Origin of the sequence: Gellertiella hungarica, assembly GCF_014197145.1 — a bacterium.
GTDB lineage: Bacteria > Pseudomonadota > Alphaproteobacteria > Rhizobiales > Rhizobiaceae > Gellertiella > Gellertiella hungarica.
In genome coordinates this window covers 230,167-256,837 of sequence record NZ_JACIEZ010000001.1, presented here as the reverse complement: position 1 = coordinate 256,837, position 26,671 = coordinate 230,167, and the positions used below count along the sequence as shown (strand labels likewise).

23 protein-coding genes are annotated in these 26,671 nt (G+C 65.4%); 7 read left to right on the top strand and 16 right to left on the bottom strand.

Going from position 1 to position 26,671, the window contains the following annotated elements; genetic code table 11:
* Positions 1 to 32: 32 nt before the first annotated feature.
* From GGR23_RS01150 to GGR23_RS01115, 8 genes are all read right to left on the bottom strand, one after another.
* A complete protein-coding gene (locus GGR23_RS01150) occupies positions 33 to 1,628 on the bottom strand; it encodes a GMC family oxidoreductase (RefSeq protein ID WP_183364274.1) in 1,596 nt (531 codons plus the stop codon).
* 3 nt (positions 1,629 to 1,631) lie between these two features.
* Entirely contained in the window at positions 1,632 to 3,038 is a 1,407-nt protein-coding gene (locus GGR23_RS01145; RefSeq protein WP_183364273.1) for an aldehyde dehydrogenase family protein, read from the bottom strand.
* Between the two features lie 98 nt (positions 3,039 to 3,136).
* Positions 3,137 to 4,126, bottom strand: coding sequence for a helix-turn-helix domain-containing protein (locus tag GGR23_RS01140; RefSeq protein ID WP_183364272.1), 990 nt, complete (start codon positions 4,124 to 4,126; stop codon positions 3,137 to 3,139).
* Between the two features lie 76 nt (positions 4,127 to 4,202).
* Positions 4,203 to 4,919 carry an ABC transporter ATP-binding protein gene (locus tag GGR23_RS01135; RefSeq protein WP_183364271.1) on the bottom strand — a complete coding sequence of 239 codons (717 nt, stop codon included), beginning with the start codon at positions 4,917 to 4,919 and terminating at the stop codon, positions 4,203 to 4,205.
* Complete coding sequence (locus tag GGR23_RS01130; RefSeq protein ID WP_183364270.1) at positions 4,916 to 6,649, bottom strand: branched-chain amino acid ABC transporter ATP-binding protein/permease; 1,734 nt, start codon at positions 6,647 to 6,649, stop codon at positions 4,916 to 4,918. The genes GGR23_RS01135 and GGR23_RS01130 overlap by 4 nt, the downstream gene beginning before the upstream one ends.
* The gene (locus GGR23_RS01125; protein WP_183364269.1) at positions 6,636 to 7,505 is read right to left on the bottom strand and encodes a branched-chain amino acid ABC transporter permease; all 870 of its coding nucleotides are present in this window, start codon (positions 7,503 to 7,505) and stop codon (positions 6,636 to 6,638) included. Before GGR23_RS01125 ends, GGR23_RS01130 begins: the two co-directional genes overlap by 14 nt.
* A gap of 94 nt (positions 7,506 to 7,599) precedes the next feature.
* A complete protein-coding gene (locus tag GGR23_RS01120; RefSeq protein WP_343066601.1) occupies positions 7,600 to 8,706 on the bottom strand; it encodes an ABC transporter substrate-binding protein in 1,107 nt (368 codons plus the stop codon).
* A 137-nt stretch (positions 8,707 to 8,843) separates the two neighbouring features.
* On the bottom strand, positions 8,844 to 10,508 hold the full coding sequence (locus GGR23_RS01115) for an amidohydrolase (protein WP_183364267.1): 1,665 nt from the start codon (positions 10,506 to 10,508) through the stop codon (positions 8,844 to 8,846).
* Between the two features lie 367 nt (positions 10,509 to 10,875).
* Here GGR23_RS01115 and GGR23_RS01110 point away from each other — a divergent pair, with 367 nt between their 5' ends.
* Genes GGR23_RS01110 through GGR23_RS01100 form a run of 3 tightly spaced genes read left to right on the top strand, consistent with a single transcriptional unit; the run spans position 10,876 to position 14,042 of the window.
* A complete protein-coding gene (locus GGR23_RS01110; protein ID WP_183364266.1) occupies positions 10,876 to 11,694 on the top strand; it encodes an IclR family transcriptional regulator in 819 nt (272 codons plus the stop codon).
* A 33-nt stretch (positions 11,695 to 11,727) separates the two neighbouring features.
* Entirely contained in the window at positions 11,728 to 13,011 is a 1,284-nt protein-coding gene (locus GGR23_RS01105; RefSeq protein WP_183364265.1) for an aspartate aminotransferase family protein, read from the top strand.
* A 2-nt stretch (positions 13,012 to 13,013) separates the two neighbouring features.
* Entirely contained in the window at positions 13,014 to 14,042 is a 1,029-nt protein-coding gene (locus tag GGR23_RS01100) for a phosphotransferase enzyme family protein (protein WP_183364264.1), read from the top strand.
* A gap of 40 nt (positions 14,043 to 14,082) precedes the next feature.
* On the opposite strand, the gene GGR23_RS01095 is transcribed toward GGR23_RS01100, so the two are convergent.
* Entirely contained in the window at positions 14,083 to 14,835 is a 753-nt protein-coding gene (locus GGR23_RS01095; protein WP_183364263.1) for an SDR family oxidoreductase, read from the bottom strand.
* Between the two features lie 104 nt (positions 14,836 to 14,939).
* On the opposite strand from GGR23_RS01095, the gene GGR23_RS01090 reads away from it, so the two are divergent.
* Entirely contained in the window at positions 14,940 to 15,362 is a 423-nt protein-coding gene (locus GGR23_RS01090) for a winged helix-turn-helix transcriptional regulator (RefSeq protein WP_183364262.1), read from the top strand.
* Between the two features lie 3 nt (positions 15,363 to 15,365).
* Here GGR23_RS01090 and cobM read toward each other — a convergent pair whose 3' ends face one another.
* Both cobM and cbiE read right to left on the bottom strand, forming a co-directional pair.
* A complete protein-coding gene (cobM, locus tag GGR23_RS01085; RefSeq protein ID WP_183364261.1) occupies positions 15,366 to 16,136 on the bottom strand; it encodes a precorrin-4 C(11)-methyltransferase in 771 nt (256 codons plus the stop codon).
* A gap of 13 nt (positions 16,137 to 16,149) precedes the next feature.
* Positions 16,150 to 17,382, bottom strand: a complete 1,233-nt coding sequence (gene cbiE, locus GGR23_RS01080; protein ID WP_183364260.1) for a precorrin-6y C5,15-methyltransferase (decarboxylating) subunit CbiE — start codon at positions 17,380 to 17,382, stop codon at positions 16,150 to 16,152.
* Between cbiE and GGR23_RS01075 the strand changes: the two genes are divergently transcribed.
* Positions 17,381 to 18,151, top strand: a complete 771-nt coding sequence (locus GGR23_RS01075; RefSeq protein WP_183364259.1) for a cobalt-precorrin-6A reductase — start codon at positions 17,381 to 17,383, stop codon at positions 18,149 to 18,151. The two genes, cbiE and GGR23_RS01075, sit on opposite strands and share 2 nt — an antisense overlap.
* Here the strand turns inward: GGR23_RS01075 and GGR23_RS01070 are convergent.
* From GGR23_RS01070 to cobF, 5 genes are all read right to left on the bottom strand, one after another.
* Positions 18,115 to 18,879 (bottom strand): precorrin-3B C(17)-methyltransferase, encoded by a 765-nt coding sequence (locus GGR23_RS01070; protein WP_183364258.1) that lies wholly within the window; start codon positions 18,877 to 18,879, stop codon positions 18,115 to 18,117. The two genes, GGR23_RS01075 and GGR23_RS01070, sit on opposite strands and share 37 nt — an antisense overlap.
* The gene (locus GGR23_RS01065; RefSeq protein WP_183364257.1) at positions 18,876 to 19,628 is read right to left on the bottom strand and encodes a precorrin-2 C(20)-methyltransferase; all 753 of its coding nucleotides are present in this window, start codon (positions 19,626 to 19,628) and stop codon (positions 18,876 to 18,878) included. Before GGR23_RS01065 ends, GGR23_RS01070 begins: the two co-directional genes overlap by 4 nt.
* A complete protein-coding gene (locus GGR23_RS01060; protein ID WP_183364256.1) occupies positions 19,625 to 20,257 on the bottom strand; it encodes a precorrin-8X methylmutase in 633 nt (210 codons plus the stop codon). Before GGR23_RS01060 ends, GGR23_RS01065 begins: the two co-directional genes overlap by 4 nt.
* Positions 20,257 to 21,639: a precorrin-3B synthase gene (gene cobG / locus GGR23_RS01055; RefSeq protein WP_183364255.1), complete on the bottom strand. Its 1,383-nt coding sequence runs from the start codon at positions 21,637 to 21,639 to the stop codon at positions 20,257 to 20,259. The genes GGR23_RS01060 and cobG overlap by 1 nt, the downstream gene beginning before the upstream one ends.
* Before the next feature lie 127 nt (positions 21,640 to 21,766).
* On the bottom strand, positions 21,767 to 22,540 hold the full coding sequence (gene cobF / locus GGR23_RS01050; RefSeq protein WP_183364254.1) for a precorrin-6A synthase (deacetylating): 774 nt from the start codon (positions 22,538 to 22,540) through the stop codon (positions 21,767 to 21,769).
* Positions 22,541 to 22,763: 223 nt separating this feature from the next.
* Here cobF and GGR23_RS01045 point away from each other — a divergent pair, with 223 nt between their 5' ends.
* Positions 22,764 to 24,191 carry a mannose-1-phosphate guanylyltransferase/mannose-6-phosphate isomerase gene (locus GGR23_RS01045; RefSeq protein WP_183364253.1) on the top strand — a complete coding sequence of 476 codons (1,428 nt, stop codon included), beginning with the start codon at positions 22,764 to 22,766 and terminating at the stop codon, positions 24,189 to 24,191.
* A gap of 127 nt (positions 24,192 to 24,318) precedes the next feature.
* Positions 24,319 to 26,670 carry a circularly permuted type 2 ATP-grasp protein gene (locus GGR23_RS01040; protein ID WP_183364252.1) on the top strand — a complete coding sequence of 784 codons (2,352 nt, stop codon included), beginning with the start codon at positions 24,319 to 24,321 and terminating at the stop codon, positions 26,668 to 26,670.
* Position 26,671: the final 1 nt, after the last annotated feature.

Sequence of the window (26,671 nt, the reverse complement as noted above, 5' to 3'; positions counted from 1 at the left end):
CATTGCTTCCGGCCCCGAAGGCCGGGATTTCGTCACCCCGCCACGGCCTTGCCGGTGATGAGCGATGCTGCCTTGGCACCGATCATCATCGCGGGCGCATTGGTATTGCCCGACACCAGCGTTGGCATGATCGAGGCATCGGCCACGCGAAGCCCCTCGACGCCCTTGACCTTGAGGTCCGGCGTCACCACGGACTGGGCGTCATCCGCCCGTCCCATCCGCGCGGTGCCCGCCGGGTGGAACACGGTCTTCGCCGTCTGCCGGATGTAGTCGCGCAGCGCCTCGGGGTCCTTCTCGACGCCGGGACGCGGCAGCAGGCGGCGCTTGACGATGCGCGCCAGCGAAGGCTGCTCCAGGATGCGGATCGCCGCCTCGACACCCCGCACAAGCGTTTCGATGTCGGCCGGATCGGACAGCAGGTTGGCATTGAAATCGAAGGGCGCCTTCGGATCCTTCGCTGTGATGCGGATGGAGCCGCGCGAGCGGGGTCTCAGATAGCAGGGCCCGATGGACAGGCCGTGGCCCGGCTCCGGTTCACGATCGACGAAGCCGATCAGCACCGGCAGCACATGGAACTGCACGTCCGGCTGGCCGGTCCCCGACGTATCCATGAAACCGCCGCATTCCACGACGTTGGACGACAGCAGCCCCCGCCGGGTAGAGAGGTAGCGCAGCATGTGCATGGCTGCCGTGATGCCCTTGTCCTGGCCCAGGATCGAGATCGGGTCTCGCGTCTCGGCCTGGACGGGCACTTCCAGGTGATCCTGGTAGTTCTCGCCGACGCCGGGAAGATCCGACACCACCTCGATCCCGAGTTCCCGCAGATGCTCCGCCTTGCCGATGCCCGAATGCTGCAGGATTCGCGGAGTGGCGATGGCCCCTGCAGAGAGGACGATCTCGCGGCTGGCCCGGAAAACGGTTCCGTCCAGAAGCTCGACGCCGACCGCCCGCTTGCCCTCGAAGAGCACCCGCGCAACCTTGCGCTCCGTCAGGACCGTGACATTCGGCCGTTTCTCGGCCTCGCGCAGGAAAGCCTGCGCCGAACTCCAGCGGCGACCACCCTTCGTGGTGCTCTGGTAGAAGCCGGCGCCTTCCTGTTCGGCGCCGTTGAAATCGCCATTGGCGGGAAGCCCGGCTTCGACTGCCGCCTTCACGAAGGCCTCCGAAAGCGGGTGGCGGTGACGCGGATCGGAAACGGCAAGCGTTCCCTTCTGCCCGTGATACTGGCCGTTCAGCCGCTCGTTGTTCTCCAGATTGCGGAAAACCGGCAGGACGTCGTCATAGGACCAGCCCTGGCAACCCATCTGCGACCAGGTGTCGTAGTCGTTGCGATGACCGCGAATGTAGATCATCGCATTGAGCGAGGAACCGCCGCCCAGCACATTGCCCTGCGGCACGATGCTCGGCCGCCCGTTGAGCCCCTTCTGCGGACTGGACGCATAGGGGTGGATGTCGATACCCTTTTCCAGCACCTTGAAGAAGGTTGCGGGAATATGGATCCAGGGGTCACGGTCGCGGCGTCCGGATTCGAGCAAGAGGACCTTTGCGCCCGGATCCTCCGAGAGCCGGTTGACGAGAACGCAGCCGGCAGATCCGCCGCCGATGACGATATAGTCGAAAGTGCTCATGGGTCAGCTCAACACGGTCTGGGAGACGGTGAATTCCTTCAGGCCATCGGCTCCGAACTCGACGCCGATGCCCGACTGCTTGACGCCGCCGAAGGGGGCGTTCGGCTGGATCGCGCCATGCTTGTTGATCCAGACGGAGCCGCATTCGAGCTGGAGCGCGTAATGCTTCGCCCGCTCCGGATCGGCCGACCAGACCGAACCGCCGAGGCCGAAGGGGCTGGAATTTGCCCGCTGGATCACCTCATCAACATCGGAATAGCGGATGATCGGCAGGACCGGACCGAACTGCTCCTCGTCCACCAGACGGACGCCGTGATCCACGTCGGCAACCAGCGTTACCGGATAGAAATAGCCGGGCCCTTCCTGCGGCTCTCCGCCGATGAGAATGCGCGCACCCCTGGCCTTGGCATCCTCCACCAGTTCCCGCACCTTGTTCAGCTGCATGGCGTTCTGGACCGGACCGAGCACGCTCTTCTCGTCGAGCCCGTCGCCGACGGTGATCTTGGCGGCATAATCGGTAAGCGCCTGGCAAACCTGGTCGTAGAGGCTCTCATGCACGTAAAGCCGCTTCAGCGCCGCGCAGGTCTGGCCGTTGTTGATGAAGGCGCCCCAGAAGAGTCCTTCGGCAATGCGGGCGGGATCGGCATCGGGAAGCACGATGCCTGCATCATTGCCGCCGAGTTCCAGCGTAAGGCGCTTCAGCGTGGCGACGGCGGAGGCCATCACCTTCTTGCCGGTCTCGGTCGAGCCGGTGAAGGTCATCTTGGCAATGCCGGGATGGGCAGAAAGAGCCGCACCGATGGCATTTTCGCCGGTGACGACATTGACCACGCCCGGCGGCAGCACCTCGTTGATCACCTCGACGAGGCGGATCGTGGAGAGCGGCGTCAGCGGGGACGGCTTGATGACGACGGTATTGCCCGCGCGGATCGCCGGGATCATGTGCCAGCAGGCGATCATGACCGGCCAGTTCCAGGGCGTGATCGAACCGGTAACGCCGATCGGCTTGCGGTGCAGCTCGACGCGACCTTCGTTGTTGTCCTGGAGCACCTCGACCGGCAGGGAGAGCTCGGCGGTGTGGCGCGTCCAGGCAAGGGCGCCGCCCAGCTCGAAGCGCGAGCCGAGGCCGTTGAGCGGCTTGCCCTGTTCGAGCGTCAGCAGATGGGCGATTTCTTCGGAATGTTCGGCAATCTTCTCCGCGACGTCGCGGCAGGCCTGTGCACGCTCCGCATCCGGCACCAGCGACCACAGCTTGAAGGCCGCGTTCGCGGCGGCAACGGCGCGGTCGAGATCCTTCTCGGTCGCCAGCGGCATCTGGCCGACCACCTCGCCGGTGGACGGATTGCGGATATCGGCATGATGTTCGGTGGCGACACGCTCGCCGCCGATCAGCAGGGTATACTGCTTCACGTTGGGCTCCTCCCGTAGCTTCTGGGAGGAGTATGGCCAAGGCCCGCCCCGTTGGTCTTGGGCGGGAACGCGCCCCGAATTGGACCGGAGCGCAAAATTTATGATTTGTCAGCTTTTTCCTGGGAACCGCTCTTCAGAAGGTCCGTCGGGGCACAATCGAACAGCTCCTTGAAGGAGCGGTTGAAGTAGGAAATGTCGTTGAAACCGGCGGAATAGGCCACTTCCGCAATGGTCCCGCAGTTCTTTTCCGTCTTCAGTTGCTCGATCTTCTGCCGCGCGAAACGCAGCCTCCGGTCGCGGATGACGGTGGTGCAGGTGACCCCCATGCCCTGGAAATCCTGCTGCAGCGTGCGGATCGAAACGCCAAGCCGGGTCGCCAGCCAGCGGGCCGAAAGATCGCTTTCCGTGAGGTGCCGGTCGATCAGGAGATCGACCATCTGCATCCGCTTCGTCGCACAGTCGGGGAGCGCATGGAGCGGCTCCTCGCGGGTGCCGGTGGAAAGGAAGGCCTGCCGCGTGGCATTGTACATCAGCTCGCGCAGATGCGGCGCGCCGCTTTGGGTTTCCGGCGTCGTCATGATCTTGGCGATCAGCGCGCGCAGCATCAGCGCCATCGGATCGTCCGCAAGCAGCTTGCGGGCGATGTCGAAATCCACCTTGCTTTCCGTATACATCAGCTGGCGCGGCAGATGCAGCGAGAGATGGTTGGAAAAGCGGCCGTTGAAATAGAAGGTGGTCGGGCGCGTGCTGTCGACGAGGATGCACTCGCCGACATCCAACACGTTCTGCTGGCCGGAATGCTCGAGCCCGCAGCTGCCCTCGATCTGCATGATGAGGAAAAGATGCTCGGCGGCATCCTGGCGGATATCGTCCCAGTCGCGGCGCACATAGTCGAGATCGTTGGAGATATGGGCAAATTCCATGCCGCAGACATCGATGCGCCGTGCCGCGCCATAAACCGTGTCGTCCTTGTCCACGAGATGGGGATTGAAGGAGCCGCAGATGCTGCGCAGGTCGTGGCGGAAGCTGTCATAGGGCTGGGCGCTGAATTCGCGCTTCACCAGGCTGGTCGTGTTCAACGGTTCCATGTCAGGCCTCCCAACACTATCGGACCTTCGAGGCAGCATCCTCCTGAAACAGGCCGGCGGTCAAGCGCCGGCCCTCTCAGGCATGCATCGCCACACTATCGGCCACGTCCCCGAGATAGAGGTGATGGAGACGCGCCGGGTCCTTGAGCAACGCCTCGCAGCCGCCATTGTAGACCACCGCGCCGCGCCGGAGCACATAGGCGCGGTTGCCGACCCCGAGCGCCAGATTGGCGAACTGTTCGACAAGCAGCACCGCCATGCCGCCATCGGCGAGCTTGCGCACCGCCTCCATCAGGCGGCTGACGATGACGGGCGCGAGGCCCGAGGACATTTCGTCGATCAGGATCACCTTCGGCCGGCCGACGAGCGCGCGGGCAATCACCAGCATCTGCTGCTCGCCGCCCGAAAGCATGGCCGACTTGATGTCGCGCCGCTGGACCAGTTCGGGGAAGAGACCGTAGGCCTCGTCGAGACTTGCACCGGGGGCCAGCGCCACCTTCAGGTTTTCCTCGGTGGTCATTTCCGGGAAGACCGTGCGTCCCTGCTCCACATGCCGCAGACCCCTGCGGGCGCGGATGCCCGCCGCCTGGCCCGAGATGTCCTCCCCGTCGAGGAGGATGGCACCCTTGGCCGGGATGATCCCGGAGATGCCCTCCAGCGAGGTCGTCTTGCCTGCCCCGTTCGAGCCGAGCACGACGCTGATCTCGCCGGAGCGGACGGTGAGATCGATTCCGCGGACGACGGGAATGCCGCCACGCGCGACGACGAGTTGCTTGATCGTGAGCTCGGTCATGCCACCTGCTCCTCCAGTTCGACGCCCATATAGGCCTTCTGCACGATGGGCGAGGACAGGACCGTCTGCGGCGCGCCATTGGCGATCACCCGTCCGAAATCGAACACCGTGATATCCGAGCAGGCCTTCCGCACCAGATCCATGTCATGCTCGATCAGCAGCACCGCGCTGCCGAAGACTTCGGGGATCGAGGCGATCCGGTCGCCGAGCTTCAGTGCCTCGGCGTAGGATTGGCCGGCGGCGGGCTCGTCGAGGAGCAGCACCGGCGGCCTTGCGGCGACCACGCCCGCGACGTCGATCAGCCGGCGGGAGCCTGCATCCACGGAGGCGATCGCCGCCTCCGGCACGGGACAGTCGAACCATTCGAGGACGGCCTCGATTTCGGCGGGGCGGATCCCGGGGGCCGCAAGGCGGATGTAATCGCCGACCGTCAGTTCCGGCGCGATGCGCGTCGTCTGCCAGGTGCGGCGCACGCCGAGCCGGGCCCGTTCGGTGGCGAGCAGCCCCTCGAGCGGCCCTCCGTTGAGGGAGACGCTGCCTTCATAACGCGGCAGGAAGCCGGCAATCGCATCGACCGTGGTGGACTTGCCGGCCCCGTTCGGGCCGATGAGGCCGACGACAGTCCGCGACGGTACCTTCAGCGACACCTTGTCGAGCGCCAGCACATTGCCGTAGCGGACGGTGAGGCCGCTCACCTCCAGCGCCACGCCCGGCTGGTGGACGGCCGGCGTACCGAGCGGGCGGGCGGTCTTCACTTCCGGCTCGGCGACCGCTGCGGGCTTCCGGCGGAAACGGGAGGCGAGCTTCGAACCGAGGCGGACCCAGGTCTCGCTGATCGTCTCGCCCGTGCTCATGGCCTGTACGGCACCCACGGCGAAGAAGACGTTGCCGATATCCTGCGGCAGGCCGAGGCGGCGGAGCAGCTCCGGGAAGAGCGTGATCATCGCCCCGCCGGCAACCGCACCGAGGGTGAAGTGGGCACCCACCATGCTGGCGACCGCAAAGAGCGCCAGCGACTGCATCATGTTGAAGTTTTCGGCCACGAGCGTGCCGAGATAGCCGGCAAGCAGGCCGCCGGAGACGCCCGAGATGAAGGCGCTGATCGCGAAGGCCGAGAGCTTGGCCATCGGCACGCTGACGCCATGGGCCGCCGCCGCGCGCTCGGAATGGCGGACCGCAAGCCAGGAGGCACCCAGACGGGAGCGGTTGACGAATTCCAGCGCGACAGCGATCGCCACATAGACGATCATCACGAGCGCGAAGTAACCGCCGTCGCTTTCGAACCAGGAGGGCCGAACCACCTGGATGAAGGCGGTCTGGCCGGGAAAGGTGATGGTGGCGAGCACCGTATCGAAGGCCGCGGCGAAGCCGAGCGTCACGATGGCGAGATTGATGCCGCGCAGACGAAGGGCCGGAAGGCCGATGACGACCCCGACGGGAACTGCGGCAAGACCGCCGAGGACGATCCAGAGGATCAGCCCGCCCGGGGCTTCCGCAACGTTCAGATAGCCCGTGACCCAGGCCCCGACGCCCGCAAAGGACATCTGGCAGAGCGAGATCATGCCGGTGCGGCCGGTCACCAGGCCGAGGCTCTGGAGCGCGATGCCGGTGATGAAGATCGCGGTGACCAGGAAGATCCAGTATTTCGGCAGGAAGGCGTAGATGAGGACGGCAAGGATGCCGAGCGTCAGCGCCGTGCGCAGTGCCGCCTTGAGACTAGCGTGCTTCATCGAAGCGGGCCCCCCTTTGCGACCACATGAGAACAGCGAGAATGACGAGGAAGGGTATCGCGCCGCGATACTGGCTGAAGGTATCGAGACCGCTGGCGAGCCCCTCGATGATGCCGATGGCCATGCCGCCGGCGAGCGCTGCCCGAAAGCTTGCAAAGGCGCCGATCAGGGCGGCAGCGAGTGCCGGCACGACCAAGAGGCTCAGCGACATGAAATCGGGTGCGCGCTGCGGCGCGATCACCATGAGTGCAAAGGCCGTGACCGCGCCCATGACCGCCCAGACGCTGAGCGCCAGAAGCTTGACCCGGATGCCGATGAGCTCCGCAGCCATGGGGCGCTGCGACAGCGCGCGCAGTTCGAGACCCGTCTGGGTGCGTGCGAGAAACTGCTCGGTGATGAAGGTGAAGAGCACCGAAATCGCGATGGTGACGACCGCCGCCCAGGTGACTTCCACGCCCGCGAGGCGGAAGGCCGAGCCGGGAATGAGATCGGGGAAATTGTGCGGATGCTGCCCGCCCGTGAGCCGCAGGCCGACCGCGATGATGCCGACGAGAAGCGCTGCGGTGACGGCAGCCTTCGTGGAGGCGGCAGCGCCCGAGAACCAGGTGGCCATGACGAGGCCGACCGCAAGCGCGGCCAGAGCCCCGGCGACGATGCCGACGGGAACGGCGAGCGCCAGCGGCACGCCGCTTTCATAGAGTGCTACCATGACGAAGGTGCCTGTGGCCCCGATGGCGGCGCCGGTAAAGTTCACCACCGCGACAAGCCGATAGGTGAAGATCGCGCAGACCCCGAGGATCGCATAGGCTCCGCCGGCGGACAGTCCGGCCACGGCGGAGGTCAGAAGAGAATTCATGGGACGAGTTCCTGTCGCCAACAGTCTGAAAATGACCGGACGGCGCCGCCCGGGAGGGGTTTACGGCACCGTCCGGCAGGTCCGCCGGGACCTGTTACTCGGCGGCGGGGAGAACGTACCAATCCTTGGAGATCGGCTCCCACTTGCCCGCATTCAGCTTCATCACCTTGGTGGCCTGCATCGGCGCGTGCTTGGCCGCATCGCCGAAGACATATTCGCTGCCGGCGATCGGATATTTCATCGCCTTGCCTTCCATCAGCTTGGCGCTCACGCTTTCGCGGGTCACGGGACCTTCGATGGAAGCGATCGTATCGGCCAGCACCTTGGCTGCCAGATAGCCGCCCTGGCTGAAGGCGGTCTTCGGCAGGCCGGCCTTGTCCATGGTCTTCATCCAGTCGCCGTTGGCTTCGTTCGCCTCGGTATAGGGCTCCCACTCGGTGCCGAGATAGACGGGCTGCTTCGTGTTCGGCAGTGCCTTGGCCACGCCTTCCGTGTAGCCGGAAGCGAGGAACAGCCAGTCGATGCCCTCGATCTTCTGGGCGTCGGCGGTGTTGATCATCTGGACGACGCCCGGTTCCACCTGGTTGGTCAGAACCGCATCGCAGCCATTGTCACGCGCCTTGATGAGGTAGGGCGTCAGGTCGCCCTGCAGCGGAAGCGTCATGTCGATCAGGTGGATCTTCTTGCCGCTCATCTTTTCCCAGCGCGCGACGGCTGCCGCATAGGCTTCCTGCGTGCCGCCGAGAATGATGAAGAAGGCGCAGAGCTTCTCGTCCTTCAGCTCCTTGTCCGCATAGTCCAGCATGGCGGTCGTCAGCGTGTAGGGTCCGACATTGACGGGAGATACCGAGGGTGCGTTGAAGCACATGGGATCTACGCCCACGCCCTGGACCGAAAGCACGCCGTTGCGCTTGTAGGTCGCGGCATTGACCGCGCAGTCGAGAAGGCTTGCGCCGCCGGCAAGGGCAACGACGTTCTTGTTGTCGATGAGGTCGCGGGCAGCCTGGGCTGCGACCTGCGGATCGGCCTTGTCGTCGGCCATCGTGTACTCGATCTTGCAGCCGGAAATGCCGCCAGCCTCGTTGATCTGGTCGAAGACAGCCTTGGCGCCCTTCGGACCGTCGGAGAAATCGACCGGGCCGGTGATGGTGGAAACCGAACCGACCTGGATTGCTCCATCCTCGCAGGTCGGCGCAGCCATGGCCGTGCCTGCCAGGAGACAGGAGCCGAGTGTCACGGCGGCAAGCGCGGCGGGTCTGGTGAACAGCATTTTCATGGAATACCCCTTTTCGTTCTTTTCGTTACGACGTCTCCGGCTTCCTCCTCCGGGGATCCGTCTCAGCGTTGGAAGACCGGCTGGCCTTCGAAATAGGTGGTGAGCACCTTCGTGTGCGAAATCCGGTTTTCCGGGATTTCGAAGAGATTCTGGTCGAGCACGATGAGATCGGCCGACTTGCCCGGCACGAGGGAGCCGGTCTCTTCGCCGAGGCCGGCCGCACGGGCGGAATTGATGGTGTAGATGGCAATCGCCTCTTCGAGCGTGATCGCCTGCTCTGCCCAGAGCTTCTCCCCCGGAAAAGCGCCTACCGGGTTTTCGCGGGTCACAAGTCCCTCGATCCCGCTGAACGGCGCCGGGAACGGGCTCACCGGCCAATCCGAGCCGCCTGCGACCAACGTCCCCGCATCGAGGAAATCCCGGTTCGGCCAGAAGCGATCCGCCCGTTCCTTGCCCATGACCTGGCGGTGCCCGTCCAGGAAGGTCGTCGGGAACCAGATCATCGGGCAGAGATCGGCAACGACGCCGAGCTTGGCAAAGCGCGGAATGTCCTCCGGCCGCACGTAGCTGGCATGGGCGATGTGATGCAGCACGGTCGGGGGACCGTTGAAGTGACGGACGGCCTCGACGGCATCGAGCATCTGCGACACCGAGGCATCGCCGGTGCAGTGGATCTTGAGACCCATGCCCATCTTCTCCGAGAGATCGATGTAGCGCACCAGCTCTGGGAAGGTGACGAGCGTGTGGCCGCGGTGGCCGCGCTCGAAGGCGGGATCGTCCACATAGGGCTCGTGGAAGGCCGCGGTGCGGGCACCGGGAACGCCGTCCAGGAAGATCTTGGTGAAATTCGGCCTGACCTTTGCGCTGACGAACTCATCGCGGCGAGCCAGCAGCGCCTCGCCCGAGACGCCGAACATGAAGCTCGGCTCGATCAGCGGCAGAGAGGTGACGGCCCAGGCGGTCAGCTGGCCCTTGTCTTCCACCGCCCGCAGCGCCTCTAGGATGGAGAGCACCGAGGCCGCATCCTGAAAGGCCGTGATGCCGTAGCTGTTCAGGCTCCGCACGGCCTGCGCGACCGCAGCCTCCGCCATGGCCGAGGTGAAGTACTGGTTGGCCACCCGCTCGGCAATGCCGGCAGCCGATTCGATCAGGATGCCGGTGAGCTTTCCGTTCCGCGGGTCGCGCCCGAGCGCCCCCTCGGCAGGATCCTCGCTGTCGTCGGTCAGGCCACAAAGCCGCAGGGCCTCGGAATTCACCCAGCGGTTATGGGCCGTCTCGTCGCGCAGCAGGACAGGATGGCCAAGGCTTGCCTCATCGAGCTTCTTCAGCGCCTCGACCGTGTTCAGTTCGGCAATGCGATCGGCACCCCACTGGCTTCCGAAGATCCACTGCCCGGGCTCCAGCGTTTCGGCGGCAGCGCGCACCTCGGCGCAGATCTCCTCCACCGAGGCAGAGCCGGGAAAGCGCCGCTCGAACAGTTCCGCAGTGCCGCCCATCAGCACGTGGTTATGCACGTCGACAAAGCCAGGCATCGCCATGCGGCCGCCGAGATCGATGCGATCGGTGCCGGCTCCGGCCATGGACTCGATTACGCCCGTGGATCCGGTTGCAACGATCCGGCCCCCGCTGACGGCGAGAGCCTCGACCCAGGGCTTTGCGGGATCGAGTGTGAAAATGCGTCCATTCACCAGAATGCGATCAGGCGCGCGGCCTGCTGCCTCGGTCATTCAGCGTCCTCCCAAACCGGTTCGTTCCGTGAACCGTATCCTCATTGAAGGGGAGCATGCTACAGGGAAAAGGGCGAGTCAACATATTTCACACGTTAAATAATATCTGGGCAACCTCCTCCGGAAGGAAGAGCCCGAAAGCGGGAGTTGCCTTGCAATGCAGGGCTTCCACGGTCGCAAACAGGCCAAGGGCTTCGCAGCTGAACAAGGCAGCAGACACTGAAATGAGGGTACTCTCGGGAAAGTGAATGGATCAATATATGAACCATATGTTTCAAATACCCTCTTGCAAGATGGCAAGGCCCGTGCAATTTACTTCGCATGTTAAGTATCTGGGCCGGTTCAATCCGGGACCATGGGGAAACGAATGAGCACGATCGGGAAGGCATTGACGCTGCTGGATACCATCGCGGGATTGCCGCACGAGGCGGGCTTGAGCGAGCTCGCCCGGGTGAGCGGCCTCGACAAGGCGACGACGCGGCGGTTCCTGGTGGAACTCGAGCGATTCGGGTTTCTGGAACAGGATAGCGCCACGCGCAAATACCGGATCGGCGCAACGCCGCTCAGGCTGGCGCAGATTCGCGAGGCACGGCTTCCGCTGCTGCAGGTTGGCCTCCCCATTCTCCGCCGCCTTGCCGCAAGTTGCGGCGAAACGGTGCATATGTCCGAATATTCGGCGGGCCGGCTTTCGACCATTCATGCGGAGGAATCCTTCCGTGCGCATCGTGTCACCGTCAAGGTCGGCACGCTTCTGCCGCTTCATGCCAGTGCCTCGGGCATTGCCTATCTCGCCTTCTCTCCGGCCCTGCTGATCGATGATTATCTGTCGCACCCGCTCGAGCGGTTCACGGCCCACACGATCGTGGAGACCGGCCCCCTGCGCAGCCTGCTCGCGGAGACGCGGCGGCTTGGCTATTCCGTCAACCGGCAGGGACTGGAGAACGGGATGATCAGTGTGGCGGCGCCGATTCTTGCGCCCGGCAAGCCGCCTGTCGGCGCCGTTGCCATTGCGGCCCCGCTGGTGCGTGTGGACGACCGGGGCATCGAAAACCTGGGATCGGCCGTTCGCGAGGCCGCCCGCGCGATCTCCGCCGCCCTCTACCCGCTTGACGGGAGGGCAGGCACCGCCGCCTTCCCCAAATCCTCCCCCGCTGAAAAGGCCGTCGAGGAACTCGCTGCCGGCTGATCCGGCCCACCCGCCCCAATCGAGGAGCAAGAAATGTCCGATGAAACCCGGCTCATCGCCCGCCGCGAAAGGCTGCTCGGCGCAAACATGTCGCTGTTCTACGAGCATCCCGCCCATATCGTGCGCGGTGAAGGTGTCTGGCTCTACGATGCCGACGGAAGGAAGTATCTCGACTGCTACAACAATGTGCCCCATGTCGGCCATTGCCATCCGCATGTGGTCGAGGCGATCTGCCGGCAGGCAGGGACGCTCAACACCCACACCCGCTACCTGCACGAGGGCATCCTGGACTATGTGGAGCGCCTGACGGCCACCTTCGACCCATCGCTGGATACGGCCATTCTCACCTGCACCGGCAGCGAGGCAAACGATGTGGCGCTGCGCATGGCGCAGGCCGTGACCGGGAAAACCGGCGTCATCGCGACGGACCACACCTATCACGGCAATACGACGGCGGTATCGCAACTTTCGACGCGCATGCCGCCTGTCGGCGGTTTTGGCGGCCATGTGCGCCATGTGCCCGCCCCGGACAGCTATCGTCCCCTCGGCGGCGAGGGAGGAGAGGCCTTTGCCATCGCCTTTGCGGAAAAGGTGGAGGAAGCGATCGCATCGCTTCAGGAAACGCCCTTCGGCTTCTCGGCACTGATCATCGATCCTTTCTTTGCCAATGAAGGTTTCCCCGACCTGCCGTCCGGCTTCCTGGACCGTGCCGTCTCGGCGGTACGCAAGGCTGGCGGCCTAGTCATCGCCGACGAGGTGCAGCCCGGTTTCGGCCGCACCGGCGAGCACATGTGGGGACACCAGCGCGCGGGCATCGTTCCCGATATCGTCACCCTCGGGAAGCCGATGGGCAATGGCCATCCGATCGGCGGCGTCGTCGCGGCTTCCGATACGCTGAACGCGTTCCGCAAGGCCTTCCGCTACTTCAACACCTTCGGCGGCAATCCCGTTTCCTGCGCGGCCGGCATGGCGGTGCTCGACGTGCTGGAGAAGGAAAACCTCATGCAAAATGCCCGTGACGTGGGTGCCTACGCGCTGGCGGGCTTGCGCAAGCTGGCGGACAAGCACGACATGATCGGCAATACCCGCGGGGCCGGCCTGTTCTTCGGCGCGGAACTCGTCCTCGATCGCGAAACCCGCGAGCCTGCGCCGAAGCTTGCAACCCGTGTCATCAACGAGATGCGCGAGCGTGGCGTGTTGATGGGCAAGCTGGGCATACACCAGTGCACGACGAAGATCCGCCCTCCCATGCCCTTCAGCCGCGAGAATGCGGATTTCATGCTGTCCGTCCTCGACGACGTTCTTTCGGGGCTTTGACCATGGCCGATTTCCTGCCGCTTTCCCTGATCACAAAGCTCGAACGCAGGGCCGCGGACAGCCTTGTGCAATGGGGGTTGCCATCCCGTATCCCGATTCTCGTGAAGTACCGGGAAAACGCGGTGTTCCGCGTGGTGCGGGGGACAGGCAGCTTCGCGGGACTGCGCCTGCACCGGCCGGGCTATCATGATCTCCAGGCGCTGCAATCCGAACTGGTCTGGATGCAGGCGCTGTACCGTGCCGGCCTGCCCGTTCCCGAACCGATCGAGACGGAGAGCGGGGAGCTTCTGGTGCGCGTGCCCTGCGAGGGCGAGGGCGAGGATCAGTTTGCCGACCTGCTCACCTGGCTTCCCGGCACACCGCTCGGCGAGACCGGAAAGCCGCTCGCCTGGTCGCCCCGCGAGCAGGTGGATCTCTTCCGCAAGGTCGGCCAGACGGTTGCCCGGCTCCACGACCAGTCCGACAGGTGGAAGGCGCCGAAGGATTTCCAGAGGCCGCACTGGAACCGTGACGGGCTGCTCGGAGAAACGCCCGTCTGGGGGCGGTTCTGGGATTGCCCTCTGCTGTCCGCCAGCGAGCGCGAGGGGCTTTCGGCCCTTCGCGAGCGCCTGGCGAAGGCCATGGCTGCCCTTGAAAAACGGCGGCACGACTATGGCCTGATCCATGCGGATCTCGTCCGGGAGAACATCCTTGTCAGCGACGGCGAGGTATCCTTCATCGACTTCGACGATGCCGGCCACGGCTATCGGATGTTCGACCTCGCGACAGCCCTTCTCAAGAACCGGTCGGAGCCGCTTTTCCCGGCGCTGAAGGATGCCCTGATCGAAGGCTATCGCTCGGTACGGCCCCTTTCCGATGCGGAGGTTGCCACGCTGCCGCTTTTCCTCACGCTGCGCAGTCTCACCTATATCGGCTGGATTGCCTCCCGCACCGAGATGCCGGGCGCCGAGGTGCGCCTTGCCCGCTACTACCGCGACACCATGGAACTGGCTGCGGCACCGGACGGTGAAGGCGCTTTCCTTACGGCATGAGCGAAGGAGGGGCGGCACGAGGCCGCCCCTCCCCGAGGCCTCAGTGCAGGCTGTTCACGGTTTCGAAGGCGTTGGCGTAACGCCCTTCGGCCTCCGCATTCCGAAGGAAGCGGCAACGCTCGACCACCACCTCCTCCACAGGCCCGCTTTTCAGGATGGTCATCACCTCCTCGATGAAATCCGCAAGCGGCATCGCGCGCGGGTCGACGGCCTGTCCGGGCCCCATCAGCTCGGTCTGGACGTAGGGCGGCGCGATCTCGATCACGTCGATGCCCGCGCCCTTCAGCTGCTGGCGAAGCGTCTGCGAATAGGAATGGATGGCCGCCTTGGTGGCGGAATAGGTGGGCGTCAGCACCAGCGGCACGAAGGCCAGTCCCGAACTCACGGTGAGGATAGCCGCATCCTGCCTGGCCTTGAGATGCGGCAGCAGCGCCGCGGTGAGCCGGATCGGGCCGAGCAGGTTGATGGCGACGGTCTCTTCCGCAATGGAGAGGTAATCGGGTGCATCGACGAGCGATTCCGCCTTCATGATCCCCGCGTTATGGATGACCACATTGAGGTCGGGAAAGGCCGTGACGATCTCGCTGGCGAACTCGGCCACGGCGTCGGCACTGGCGATATCGAGCGTGCGGTATTCCATGCCCGGATTGGCGCCGGCGACGTCCGCGAGCGGAGCTGCGCGCCGCCCCGCAATGATGACGCGATTGCCGGCTGCGTGGAACGCTTCCGCAAGCGCCCGTCCGATGCCGGTTCCGCCGCCCGTGATGAGAACCGTATTGCCGGTCATTTTCATGTTTGGGCTCCACTGTTGAGGGTTGCGGGGGAAAGCTAGGCGCCTTAATCTCTTCTGGTAAGTAGGCGCGCGAAAGATTTATACTTACCGGAAAGAGAGCGTAGATGAATCAAAAGCTTGAATGTGCCAATACGCTCAGGAAAGCGTTTCCTGATGCGGATGGTCCGGTAGACCCCGCCCTGGAAAAGCTCGTTGAGGACATCATCGGCAAGGTCGCGGACAAATGGACGATGCTGATCCTGGAGGCGCTGGAGGAACATGGCACCCTCCGGTTCACCGAGGTGGGCAGGCTGGTCCCCGGCATCAGCCAGAAGATGCTGACCAAGACGCTTCGGCAGATGGAATATGACGGTCTGGTGGAGCGGCGCATCCATCCCGTGATTCCGCCGCATGTCGATTATACCCTGACCGAGATGGGCCATGGGCTCAGCTACGCCTTCTGCGGCGTCTGGACATGGGCGGAGGAAAACCGGGCCAGGATAGAGGCGGCACGCACCGCCTTCCTTGCCCGCAACGGCGGCCTTTGACGCCTATTCGAAGAAGCCGTCCCGTCCGCGGAAGCGGCGCTGGTACTCCGGATCGTAGAGCGAGCTCTCGCGGAAATCCTCCGCGGCGAGGCCGGGGCCGACAAAGACCAGCGCGGTGCGGTCGATCGGATCGCGCGCCACCTCGGCCTCGATCGTCGACAGCGTCCCCTTGAGGATCCTCTGCTCGGGCCAGCTCGCCTTGAAGACGATGGCCACCGGGCATTCGGCCCCGTAGAGCGGAGTGAGCTCCCGGACGATCTCGGCGAGCGAGTGAATGGCGAGATGGATGGCAAGCGTTGCCCCGGTAGCGCCGAAATTGGCGAGCGTCTCCCGCTCCGGCATGGGCGATGCACGGCCAGACACGCGGGTCAGGACCAGGCTTTGCGCCACCGCCGGAATGGTCAGCTCGCGACCGAGCGCCGCTGCCGCAGCCGCGAAGGACGGTACACCCGGCGTCAGCGTGTAGTCGATGCCGTGCTTCTGCAGCCGGCGGATCTGCTCGGCAACCGCGCTCCAGACGGACAGGTCGCCGGAGTGAAGCCGTGCCACATCCTCGCCATTGGCGGCAGCCAGCAGATATTCCCGCTCGATTTCATCGAGGGACATGGGTGCCGTGTCGATGATGCGGGCGCCGGGCGGGCAGTATTGCAGCAGCTCGGGCGAGACGATGGAGCCCGCATAGAGGCAGACCGGGCATCTTGCGATGAGATCGCGGCCCCGCACCGTGATGAGATCGGCCGCACCCGGGCCAGCGCCAATGAAATGAACCGTCATCTGTCCGTCTTTCCTATTCTTTCACCCAGGCCCATTGCGTGACCGGCATGGCCGCCCGCCAGCCCTGCATGGCCCCCACCGGGGAGGCCCGTGCGATATCGATTCGCGTCAGCGAGCCTCCGAGCCGTGCCTGATGGGCAAGGAGCACCGCTTCCATTTCAAGCGTCACGCCATTGGCAACCAGCCTGCCACCCGCGGGAAGCGCCTCGATGGCCGCCTCCATGACGCCGGGTTCGCTTCCGCCGCCGCCGACGAAGATCGCATCCGGAACGGGCAGACCCGTGAGCGCGGCAGGCGCCATGCCTTCGACCACCTGAAGGCCCGGCACGCCGAACTGTGCCGCATTGCGGCGGATGCGGGATGCCCGCTCCGCCACGCCCTCGATGGCAATGGCCTTGAGGGAGGAGTGGCAGAGCATCCACTCGATCGAGATCGATCCCGACCCGCCGCCGATATCCCAGAGCAGTTCGCCGTGGCGCGGGGCAAGCGCCGAAAGCGTCATCGCCCGCACCTCCCGCTTGGTCAGCTGCCCGTCGGTTTCGAAAAGGGCGTCATCGAGCCCGTTGGCAAAGGACAGGATCCGCGCTTTGCCGGACGCCTTCACCTCCAGCGCGCAGACATTCAGGCTGTTGATGCCGCTCATCGAGAAATCCCGCGCGACCTGCCGCGTCACGCGCTCCAGCGGACCGCCGAGCGCCTCGAGCACGGTGATCGCCGTATCCCCGAAACCCGTCGCCGTAAGGAGGGCGGCGAGCTCGCCCGGGCCCTTCTCGTCGGAGGTCAGCGCCAGGAGCCTTGCCCCCGGGTGAAGGTGGGGGCGGATCAGGTCGGCCGGGCGGCCATGGAGGGAAACGCAGCCCGTGTCCTGCAGGGCCCAGCCCAGCCGCGAGGCCGCGAGCGAAAAGGAGGAAGGCGCCGGAATGACATGCATCTCGGCCCGCGGAATGCGCCGCGCAAGCGTCACGCCCACGCCGTAGAAGAAGGGATCGCCCGAGGCCAGCACCACGACCGGCTGGCCACGCCGGCTTTCGACGAACTGCATGGAGCGCTCGAAGGGGCTGAGCCAGACATGCCGCTCCCCCGTCACCAGATCTCCTGCCAGTTCCAGATGGCGCTCGCCGCCGCAGACGATCGCGGCGGCCCGGATCGCCTCCTTCGCCTCGTCGCCCAAACCGGCTGGACCATCCTCGCCGAGACCGATAACAGTGAGCCAGCATTCCGCCGGCGGAGACTTCTGATCAACCATGGACAAGCACCGGATACTTATTCTCGGAGGCACCACCGAAGCCCGCGCGCTCGCGGCGCGCCTGGCGGGCGATGACCGTTTCGATACCACGCTTTCGCTGGCAGGGCGAACGCTCGACCCTCGCCCCCAGCCGGTGCCGGTTCGCGTCGGCGGCTTCGGGGGCGCCGAAGGGCTCGCGCGGCATCTCGCCGAAGAGGCGGTCGACCTGATGATCGACGCCACCCATCCCTTCGCGGCACGAATCTCCCGCAATGCAGCGGAAGCCGCGCAGACGGCCGGCGTACCGCTGGTCGCGCTTCGCCGCCCCGCTTGGGAGCGGCAGGCGGGCGATCTGTGGGAGAGCGTCGGAAGCATTCCGGAGGCGGTTCGCGCCCTGCCCCAAGCGCCGTCCCGCGTGTTCCTGGCCATAGGGCGCCAGGAGGCCAGCCAGTTTTCCGCCCGGCCCGAGCATTCCTACCTGGTCCGCAGCGTCGACCCCGTAACGCCGCCGCTCGACGTGCCGGACGCACGGTACCTGCTCGCCTGCGGGCCTTTCGGGCTGGAGGACGAACTCGATCTTCTGAAGCGGGAGCGCATCGATGTGATCGTCGCCAAGAACAGCGGCGGTTCGGCCACCTACGCCAAGATCGAGGCCGCGCGCCTGCTTGGCATAAGGGTCATCATGGTGGAGCGTCAGGAGCCGCCGGGCGTGCCGGCCGTGCCGACGGTCGAGGCAGCCCTCGCCCATATCGATCACCTTTTTTCCGCCGACAGGAAGCGCGGGGTATAGACGAGATCGGGCCTGTCGCCGCGGGCGATGATGCGGGTTTCCGTGGAGCCGATGATGACGCAGGTTGCCATGTCGGCGCGCTCTGCATCGGCTTCTCCGAGCGGCATGACCAGCATGCGCTCGTCCGGCCTGCCGGCCGCGCGGCCGAAGATGACGGGAACCGTCGGCGGAAGTGCGTCGCGGAGAATGTCGAAGGCGGCACCGAGTTGCCAGGGCCGTGCCTTGCTGATCGGATTGTAGAGGGCGATCACCATGCCCGCCTCGGCCATGAGCTTCAGGCGGCGGGTGATGACATCCCAGGGCTTGAGGTTGTCGGAGAGCGAGATCGCGCAGAAATCGTGGCCGAGCGGCGCCCCGATGCGGGCCGCGACCGCCAGCATGGCGGTAACGCCCGGGGTGATGACCAGCTCGACGTTCTTCCATTCATCCGGTCCGGCATCGATTGCCTCGCAGACGGCAGCAGCCATCGCGAAGACGCCGGGATCGCCACCTGAGACCATGCAGACGCGCTCGCCGGCGGCGGCGCGGGTCAGCGCGGCCTTTGCCCGGTCGAGCTCCTCGCGATTGTCGGAGGCGATCTTCTGCTGGTCGGGCCGAAGGTTCAGCCGGTCGACATAGGGGAAATAGCCGAAGAACGACTGGGAATCCGCCACCGCCTTCAGGGCCTCGGGCGTCATCTGGTCCGGATTTCCCGGACCGGTGCCGATCACATAGAGAATGCCGCTCATTCGCAATCCTCGGAAGGCTTGCCTTCCCAGCCCGCGACCAGCACCAAGGAGAAATAGGGCGCTTCGTCGTCCGCCTTTTCGGCGAGGTTGATCATGCCGCCATTGCGCATGGTACCGCGTTCGACATAGACGGCGCGACCGAGCTTTCCGGCAGCGTCGAGCGCCCGGCGGATCTTCGGCAGGTTGCGCCCGACCTTCATGATGACCGCAGCCTGCGTATCCTTCAGGCGGCGTACCAGTTCGGCCTCGTCCATGATCCCGGGCAGCACGCTCAGCACGTCGTCGCCCTGCACGATCGGCAGGCCTGCCATCGACCAGCAGCCCGACATCGCGGTGATCCCCGGGATCACCTCCGTGGGGTAGCGGTGGGCAAGGCGCACATGGAGATGCATGTACGAGCCGTAGAAGAGCGGATCGCCCTCCGAGAGGATGGCCACCGTCCGGCCTGCCTCGAGCTCGGCCGCAACCCGCTCGGCCGATTCGTTGTAGAAATCGGTGATCTGGCTCTTGTAGTCGTCGTGATCCTTGTGGATCTCGGTGGTGACGGGATAGTAGAGCGGCAGCTCCGGCATTCCGTCGCGGACGATGCCGTCGACGATCGCCCGCCCGTTGCCGCGCCGGCCCTGCTTGGCGAAATAGGCCAGCACGTCGGCCTCGCCGAGCGCCTTCACCGCCTTGACCGTCAGAAGCTCCGGATCGCCCGGGCCCGTACCGACGCCGATCAGACGTCCCTTTACAACCGCGTTCAAAGTCCTGGCCTCGCGAGAGAGTTGAGGGCGGCAGCCGTCATCGCGCTGCCACCGAGGCGTCCGCGGATGACCGCATAAGGTACGCCGTAGGAGTTTTCGGCAAGAGCATCCTTGCTTTCGGCCGCCCCGACGAAGCCTACAGGCATGCCGAGGATGGCCGCCGGCTTCGGTGCACCGTCCCGCAGCAGTTCCAGCAGGTAGAAGAGCGCCGTCGGCGCATTGCCGATGGCGACGACGGAACCGGCCAGACGGTCGAGCCAGCAGTGGATCTGTGCTGCCGAACGGGTGTTGCCGATCTCGCGGGCGATCTCCGGCGTCCGGGGGTCGGTGAGGGAACAGATCACCTCGTTGTTGGCCGGCAGCCGTGCACGGGTCACGCCATGCGCCACCATGTTCGCGTCGCAGAAGATCGGCGCGCCGGCCTTCAGCGCGCCGCGGGCGGCAGAGACGAAATCCGGATGGAAATCGAAGAATTCGGCAGCACCGACATAGCCGGAGGCATGAACCATGCGCACTGCAAGATCGGCTTCGTCTTCTGAGAAACGGCTGAGATCGGTCTCGGCGCGGATGATCGCGAAGGACTTCTCGTAGATCGCGTTTCCGTCCCTGATGTAATCGTATTCGGACATTAGTCTTTCCGTCGCAAGGCGGCGGCGATGGTCTGCGTTCCCAGCCGGTTGAGGCAGGTCAGCGTCGATTCGCCAGCTTGTTTGTCGGTCCGCACCAGGGCGGCAAGCCGTGCCACTGCAGACGCAACGTCATTAGCAGCGATGTAAGCCTCTGGCGAGGCCGATGCGGAGCCATTTACGACAAGTCCATAGCCTAATGACGCACCGGACAGGCCTAAAAGCGTCGCTGGCGGATGGGCGCAACCCTTGGGGCATCCGGAGAGATGCAGGGTGAAGGACCCGTCGAGAAGATCGGGCGCCTGCGCGATGATCAGTGAGGCCAGTGCATGCGTGTCGTAGAAGGCCGAGGCGCAGCCGGCGGTTCCCGCACACAGCGCGATGTGGTTGGCCGGGTGATCCGGCCGCGTGAGGAAACCCCTGGCTTCGCCGAGCGACAGCAGCCGGTCTGCCGCCTGCGCATCGGCGACGGGAACGAGAAGCCCGTGCTCCGGCGCGAGCCGCATATCGCAAATGCCGAGCGCATCCGCACCTTCGGCAAGCGCGATCAGGTCGTCGGCCTTGGCCTGGCAATAGGTCAGTCCGAAGCCGGCGATCAGGGCGCCGGACGCCAGCCGATGCAGCCCGGCGGGGCGCCGGGGTGACGGTTCCGGCCGTTCGGCCTGCGCCAGCGCCACGCCCGGCAGCGACAGGCGCGCAAGATCGAGGTCGCGACCCCTCGCGGGCTTTCCCACCTCCCGGCCCAACCGGTCGAGTTCGCCGATGGACAGGAGAATCGCCTCGAGAGCCTCTTCCTCGGTGAGCAGCGCGACGGGCCGCGCGGTTGCGGCGTCGCCGGCAAGAAGCAGGGCAAAACGGGTTCCGGCAGGCGTGGCGACGGCCTTCAGGCGGATATCGGCAACGATCGCGTCGAGATTGAACAGCCCGCCCCCATCGACAATGACGGAGAGCTTTGCGGCCAGCACGGGGGCGGGATCGCGCCCGGCAACAGCCGCCCTGATGCGTGCCGCAAGCGGACGCGTATCGGCAGCCTCGGAGGGATCGATGCCGGACAGCGGAGGCGTTTCCACCGCAAGCCCGGTGGCAAGATCGATACCGGTCGCAAAAACCGCTTCCGTCAGCGGCGCCACCGTCTCCGGCCGCAGCCCGCGGATCTGCAGGTTGCCGCGGGCCGTGACCTCCAGGATGCCGTTGCCGTGAAGCCGCGCCGCCTCGGCAATGGCCACGAGCTCGCGGGGGGCAAGGCCGCCGGATGCCGGACGCAGCCGCACGAGAAGACCGTCCCCCGTCTGCATGGGCTTCGACAAGGACGGGCAGACCCCGCGCCGGGTCGAGGCGACGGGCAGGTCATCGGCAGTACGAAAGAGCGGTGCGGTGGCAGTCATGGCTATGGGTTCCTCGGTCTCGCGGTCGTTCCGCAAGCTGCGGTCCGACGCAAGGCAGAAAGAACCATATCATGGTTCCGTCATTGCGATGGATCAACAGGCGACCATCAAACGCATGAGGGCGGCATCATTCGTCGTCGAAATCGGCACCCTTCTGCATCAGGTAGATATCCATGATCCAGCCGTGCTTCTCCCGCTCTTCCGCCCGGCGGCGCGCGATCTCGCCGGCGCATTCGACGGCCCGGCCGGACAGGATCACCTCGTCCGGCGAACCGAGATAGGCGCCCCAGTAGATCATGGCGTCGGGGTCGGTGACCTTCGTGAAGGCCTGCTCGCCGTCGAGCATGACGACCGCCGTTTCGGAGCGGTGGGGGAAGCTCTCGTGCAGCCGGCGGCCGGTGGTGATCTCCACCGGCTTGCCGACGAGGTTGAGCGGGATGCGGTGGCTGGCGCACAGCGCCTGGATGGAGGTGATGCCGGGGATGACCTCCGTGTCGAAGGCAACCTTTCCGGTCGCCCGCACCCGCTCGAGAATCCGCAAGGTGCTGTCGTAGAGCATCGGATCGCCCCAGACGAGAAGTCCCGCGGTGCCGTCTTCAGGCAGCTCCTCGAGGAAAAGCCGGACATAGGTCTCGGCAATCGCCGCATGCCACTCGTCCACCCCACCCACGTACGAGCGGCCCTCGACCTGCCTGACCGGAAGGGCGAATTCCACCGTGCGGCTTGCCGGATTGGTAACGTAGCGGGCAATGATGTCGCGCCGCACTTCGGCCAGATCGACCTTCTTGCGGCCCTTCGTCGGAACGAACAGCACGTCCGCCCGGTTCAGCGCGTTGATTGCCTGGACTGTCAAATGTTCGGGATTGCCTGTCCCGATGCCCACGACCAGAATGTGCCTCACAGCCGTACTCCCCGCTACCCGTGCGTTTTCGCGGCTTCCTACAGCGGAACCTCGCTTGGCGTCATCTGTTTTGTTCGTTCCCGGAACAATTCATGTTTCGTGAAGCAAGAAACTCTACAGGGATTTAACCGGACATGTGGTCTAAACCCTTTCTGAATGACAACTTCGCGCGGACAAAACCGGGTCATGAGACCATAGCGGGCGCGAAAGAAGGAGTGGTGCGATGAGCCAGAAATTAGTTCCTGTCATCATGGCGGGCGGCAAGGGAACCCGTCTGTGGCCCCTTTCGCGGGCGCAGGCCCCCAAGCAGTTCATTCGGTTTCTGGGCGAACACACCCTATTCCAGAGGACGCTGAACCGGGTTTCCGACAGCGCGCTCTATGAAGCGCCGATCGTCGTGACCAATGAGGAATTCCGCTTTCTGGTGGCCGAGCAGGCCCGGCAACTGGGGGTCAAGCTGGCCGCGATCGTGCTGGAGCCGATGGCGCGCAACACCGCGCCGGCGGTTGCGGCCTCTGCTGTTCTCGCCCGCTCCCTCTATGGCGACCGCGCGCTGATCCAGATTCTCGCCTCCGACCACGAGATCCATGCGGATGACAGCTACTTCCGCGCGGTGCAGGTCGCGCGCGACGTGGCGCTGACCGACAAGCTCGTGACCTTCGGCATCCTGCCGACGGAACCCGCAACCGGCTACGGCTACATCAAGGCCGGCGAAGCGGTTGCCCCGGGCGCAAACGCCATTGCCCGCTTCATCGAGAAGCCGCCTGTGGAGCAGGCGCGCGACATGCTGACCTCGGGCGGCTATTTCTGGAACTCGGGGATGTTCGTCTTCCACATTCCCTCGCTCGCCCAGGAATTTGCCACCCACGCGCCCGAAGTCTGGAACGCGGTGGAGCGCGCCGTGAACAAGGCGGCGCACGATCTGGACTTTACCCGACTCGATCAGGATTGCTTTGCCTCCAGCCCGGACGTGTCCATCGATTACGCCATCATGGAAAAGACCGATCGCGGCGCGGTCGTGCCGTCCTCCTTCGCCTGGTCGGACATGGGGTCCTGGGATTCCATCTGGAAGCTCGGCACCCGCGACGAGAACGGCAATGTGAGCGACGGGAACGCGACGCTCGTCAACACCCGCAACTCCCTCGTCATTTCCCACAACGGCCATCTGGCGGTGCAGGGCATGGACAATGTGGCGGTGATCGCCAGCGAGGACGCGGTCTATGTGGGCCGGCTCGAGGAAGCCCAGCTGGTCGGCCAGCTCGTGAAGACGCTTGCGGCAAAGCCCGCCACGGAAAAGCTGACGCGCGAACACCCCACCAGCTATCGCCCATGGGGCGGCTATACCTCCGTGCTCAACGGCGACCGCTTCCAGGTCAAGCGCATCTTTGTCGATCCGGACAAGAAGCTCTCCCTCCAGAAGCACCACCACCGTTCCGAGCACTGGATCGTGGTGAAGGGCACGGCGGAAGTCACCATCGGCGACCGCGTGCAGATGCTGCGCGAGAACGAGTCCGTCTATATCCCGCAGGGCGAGGTGCACCGCCTGGCCAATCCGGGCAAGATCGTGCTGGAGCTGATCGAGGTGCAGACCGGTTCCTATCTCGGCGAGGATGACATCATCCGCATCGTCGACGAGTTCGGCCGCCAGTAAGGAGCTGTCGATTACGACGAAAGGCCCGGCAACGGGCCTTGAAGCCCGCCCGGATTGGCTTTAGGCCTCCCAAAGAGGCAATCACGGCCCCGCCCGCGCACGGGCTGGGAGGACGGATCGGGACGGCATGGCGGAGACGAGTATAGCGACGGGCGGCAAGACCGCGGAAGGCGCCCTGCCCTTCGGCTATGCTCCGCGCCCCGGCACCTTCGACGAAATGACGGCTGCCGACGGGCAGGTTCGGACCACCTGGAGGCCCCTCCTCGATGCCTTCGGTGCCGGCGGCCTTGGCGAGCATGGGGAACGGTTCGCCCGCGCCGAACGCTATCTGCGCGACGCCGGGATCCATCACCGCGACTATGGCGGAAGCTCTGCGGCAAGGCCCTGGCCCCTGTCGTCCTTTCCCGTTCTCCTCGCGGAGAGCGAATGGATCGCCATCGCCGACGGGCTGGCAGAGCGGGCCGACCTTCTCGAAGCGGTCATGGCGGACCTCTACGGCAAAAACCGGCTGGTCGCCGACGGCATCCTGCCGCCCCTGGCCGTGGCCGGGAATCCCGAATGGCTCCGCCCCCTGGTCGGCATCGCGCCGAGAGGCGGCCATTTCCTGCATTTCCTCGCCTTCGATCTCGGACGCGACCGGGACGGCCAATGGCGCATTCTTGCCGACCGGACGCAGGCGCCCTCCGCTGCCGGCTTCGCGCTTGAAAACCGCGTCGCCACGACCCGTGCGGTCGCGGGGCTTTTCGACCGGAACGCGGTGCACCGGCTTGCGCCCTTCTTCGCCCGCTTCCGGGACGCACTGCAGGCAGGCCTGGCCGATGGCGACGAGCGCGTCGCCGTCCTCACACAGGGCCGGCAGAACCCCACCTATTTCGAGCAGGCCTATCTGGCGCGCTACCTCGGCTTCACCCTGCTCGAGGGCGAAGACCTGACCGTCATCGATGGCGAGCTGATGGTGCGCACCATCGCCGGTCCGCGGCCCGTCGCAGTCCTCTGGCGGCGCCTCGCAGGCACCATGGCCGATCCGCTGGAGCTGGACGAGGGCTCGATGACCGGAACGCCGGGTCTTGTCGAAGCCGTGCGGGCGGGCTCGGTGACCCTGGTGAATGCGCTCGGCTCCGGCATTCTGGAGACGGGAATCCTTGCCGCCCATTACCCCGCGATAGCCCGGCATCTCCTGGGGCGGGCGCTTTCCCTTCCCGCTGCCCGGACGATGTGGGGCAGTGGCGCAGAGGCGCCGTCATCCGGGTCCTGCCTTGTCGGTCCGGCCTTCGGAACCCTGCCACCCTTTGAAAAGAACAGCGGCTATCGCCGGGGTGCGTGGGCGGAAGTTGCCGACCGTCCCGACCGGGTCGCGGTGGACGATCTTCCACTTTCGCGCGCGCCGGTGCTGATGCAGGGAGAGCTTGTTGCCCGTCCCCTGACCATCCGCGCCTTTGCGGCACGCACCGCCGAGGGCTGGACGGTCATGCCGGGCGGCTTTGCCCGTCTGGCGGATCGGGACGAGGACGGAGCGCTGGCCTTCAGGGATGGCGGGCGCAGTGCCGATCTCTGGATCATCGGCAGCAAGCCCGTCCCCGCCGTCAGCCTGCTTTCCGACCGCACCCGGCAACCGATCCTGAGACAGGGCGGCAACCTGCCCGGCAGGGCCGCCGACAATCTCTTCTGGCTTGGCCGGTACATCGAAAGGGCGGAAGGCGCCTTGCGCATCCTGCGCGCCTATCACGCCCGCCTGGCGGAAAGCGGCCGGGCCGATCTGCCGCTCCTCGGCTCCGTCACCGCCTATCTCGCCGAGCTCGACATCGACACCGCCGAGGCAGTTCCGAAGATGCTCGTCGCCAACATCGACAGCGCCGTCTATTCCGCCGGCAACATCCGGGACCGCTTTTCGCCCGATGGCTGGATGGCGCTGACCGACCTGCAGAAGACGGTGCACCGCTTCCGGGAAACCGTTGCCGCCGGCGACGATGCGGCGCACGCCATGACCATTCTCCTGCGCAAGCTCGCCGGCTTTGCCGGTCTCGTTCATGAAAACATGTACCGGTTCATGGGCTGGCGCTTTCTCACCATCGGCCGCCACCTGGAGCGCGGACTGCACATGACCCTGCTGCTCGCCCACTTCACGCGGCCCGACGCACCCGAGGGATCGGACGATCTGATCCTCGATATCGGTGACAATGTCATGACCCATCGGCGCCACTACAGCGTCGACACCTCGACGGCGAGCGTGATCGACCTGATGGGTCTCGACCCCTACAACCCCCGCTCCGTTCTCTTCCAGCTCGGCGAAATCACCCGCTCCGTGGTCCAGCTGCCCGACAGCGCAGAAAACCGGCTGAAGCTCCGGCGCGATATCGCCGCCCTAGAGCAGGATCTTGCCGGGTGCGAACCGGGAAGCCTGGACTGGAGGCGCTTCAAGCGCCTCGAACAGGAGCTGGAAACCTTCTCCGATGCCCTCGCACTCGCCTATCTGACCTGAG

What these genes read in the sequence shown, in the direction of transcription:
- GGR23_RS01150 (WP_183364274.1), bottom strand. Translation starts at nt 1,628, where the DNA reads ATGAGCACTTTCGACTATATCGTCATCGGCGGCGGATCTGCCGGCTGC.
- GGR23_RS01140 (WP_183364272.1), bottom strand. Translation starts at nt 4,126, where the DNA reads ATGGAACCGTTGAACACGACCAGCCTGGTGAAGCGCGAATTCAGCGCC.
- GGR23_RS01135 (WP_183364271.1), bottom strand. Translation starts at nt 4,919, where the DNA reads ATGACCGAGCTCACGATCAAGCAACTCGTCGTCGCGCGTGGCGGCATT.
- GGR23_RS01130 (WP_183364270.1), bottom strand. Translation starts at nt 6,649, where the DNA reads ATGAAGCACGCTAGTCTCAAGGCGGCACTGCGCACGGCGCTGACGCTC.
- GGR23_RS01125 (WP_183364269.1), bottom strand. Translation starts at nt 7,505, where the DNA reads ATGAATTCTCTTCTGACCTCCGCCGTGGCCGGACTGTCCGCCGGCGGA.
- GGR23_RS01120 (WP_343066601.1), bottom strand. Translation starts at nt 8,706, where the DNA reads ATGGCTGCGCCGACCTGCGAGGATGGAGCAATCCAGGTCGGTTCGGTT.
- GGR23_RS01115 (WP_183364267.1), bottom strand. Translation starts at nt 10,508, where the DNA reads ATGACCGAGGCAGCAGGCCGCGCGCCTGATCGCATTCTGGTGAATGGA.
- GGR23_RS01110 (WP_183364266.1), top strand. Translation starts at nt 10,876, where the DNA reads ATGAGCACGATCGGGAAGGCATTGACGCTGCTGGATACCATCGCGGGA.
- GGR23_RS01105 (WP_183364265.1), top strand. Translation starts at nt 11,728, where the DNA reads ATGTCCGATGAAACCCGGCTCATCGCCCGCCGCGAAAGGCTGCTCGGC.
- GGR23_RS01100 (WP_183364264.1), top strand. Translation starts at nt 13,014, where the DNA reads ATGGCCGATTTCCTGCCGCTTTCCCTGATCACAAAGCTCGAACGCAGG.
- GGR23_RS01095 (WP_183364263.1), bottom strand. Translation starts at nt 14,835, where the DNA reads ATGAAAATGACCGGCAATACGGTTCTCATCACGGGCGGCGGAACCGGC.
- GGR23_RS01090 (WP_183364262.1), top strand. Translation starts at nt 14,940, where the DNA reads ATGAATCAAAAGCTTGAATGTGCCAATACGCTCAGGAAAGCGTTTCCT.
- cobM (WP_183364261.1), bottom strand. Translation starts at nt 16,136, where the DNA reads ATGACGGTTCATTTCATTGGCGCTGGCCCGGGTGCGGCCGATCTCATC.
- GGR23_RS01075 (WP_183364259.1), top strand. Translation starts at nt 17,381, where the DNA reads ATGGACAAGCACCGGATACTTATTCTCGGAGGCACCACCGAAGCCCGC.
- cbiE (WP_183364260.1), bottom strand. Translation starts at nt 17,382, where the DNA reads ATGGTTGATCAGAAGTCTCCGCCGGCGGAATGCTGGCTCACTGTTATC.
- GGR23_RS01070 (WP_183364258.1), bottom strand. Translation starts at nt 18,879, where the DNA reads ATGAGCGGCATTCTCTATGTGATCGGCACCGGTCCGGGAAATCCGGAC.
- GGR23_RS01060 (WP_183364256.1), bottom strand. Translation starts at nt 20,257, where the DNA reads ATGTCCGAATACGATTACATCAGGGACGGAAACGCGATCTACGAGAAG.
- cobG (WP_183364255.1), bottom strand. Translation starts at nt 21,639, where the DNA reads ATGACTGCCACCGCACCGCTCTTTCGTACTGCCGATGACCTGCCCGTC.
- GGR23_RS01045 (WP_183364253.1), top strand. Translation starts at nt 22,764, where the DNA reads ATGAGCCAGAAATTAGTTCCTGTCATCATGGCGGGCGGCAAGGGAACC.
- GGR23_RS01040 (WP_183364252.1), top strand. Translation starts at nt 24,319, where the DNA reads ATGGCGGAGACGAGTATAGCGACGGGCGGCAAGACCGCGGAAGGCGCC.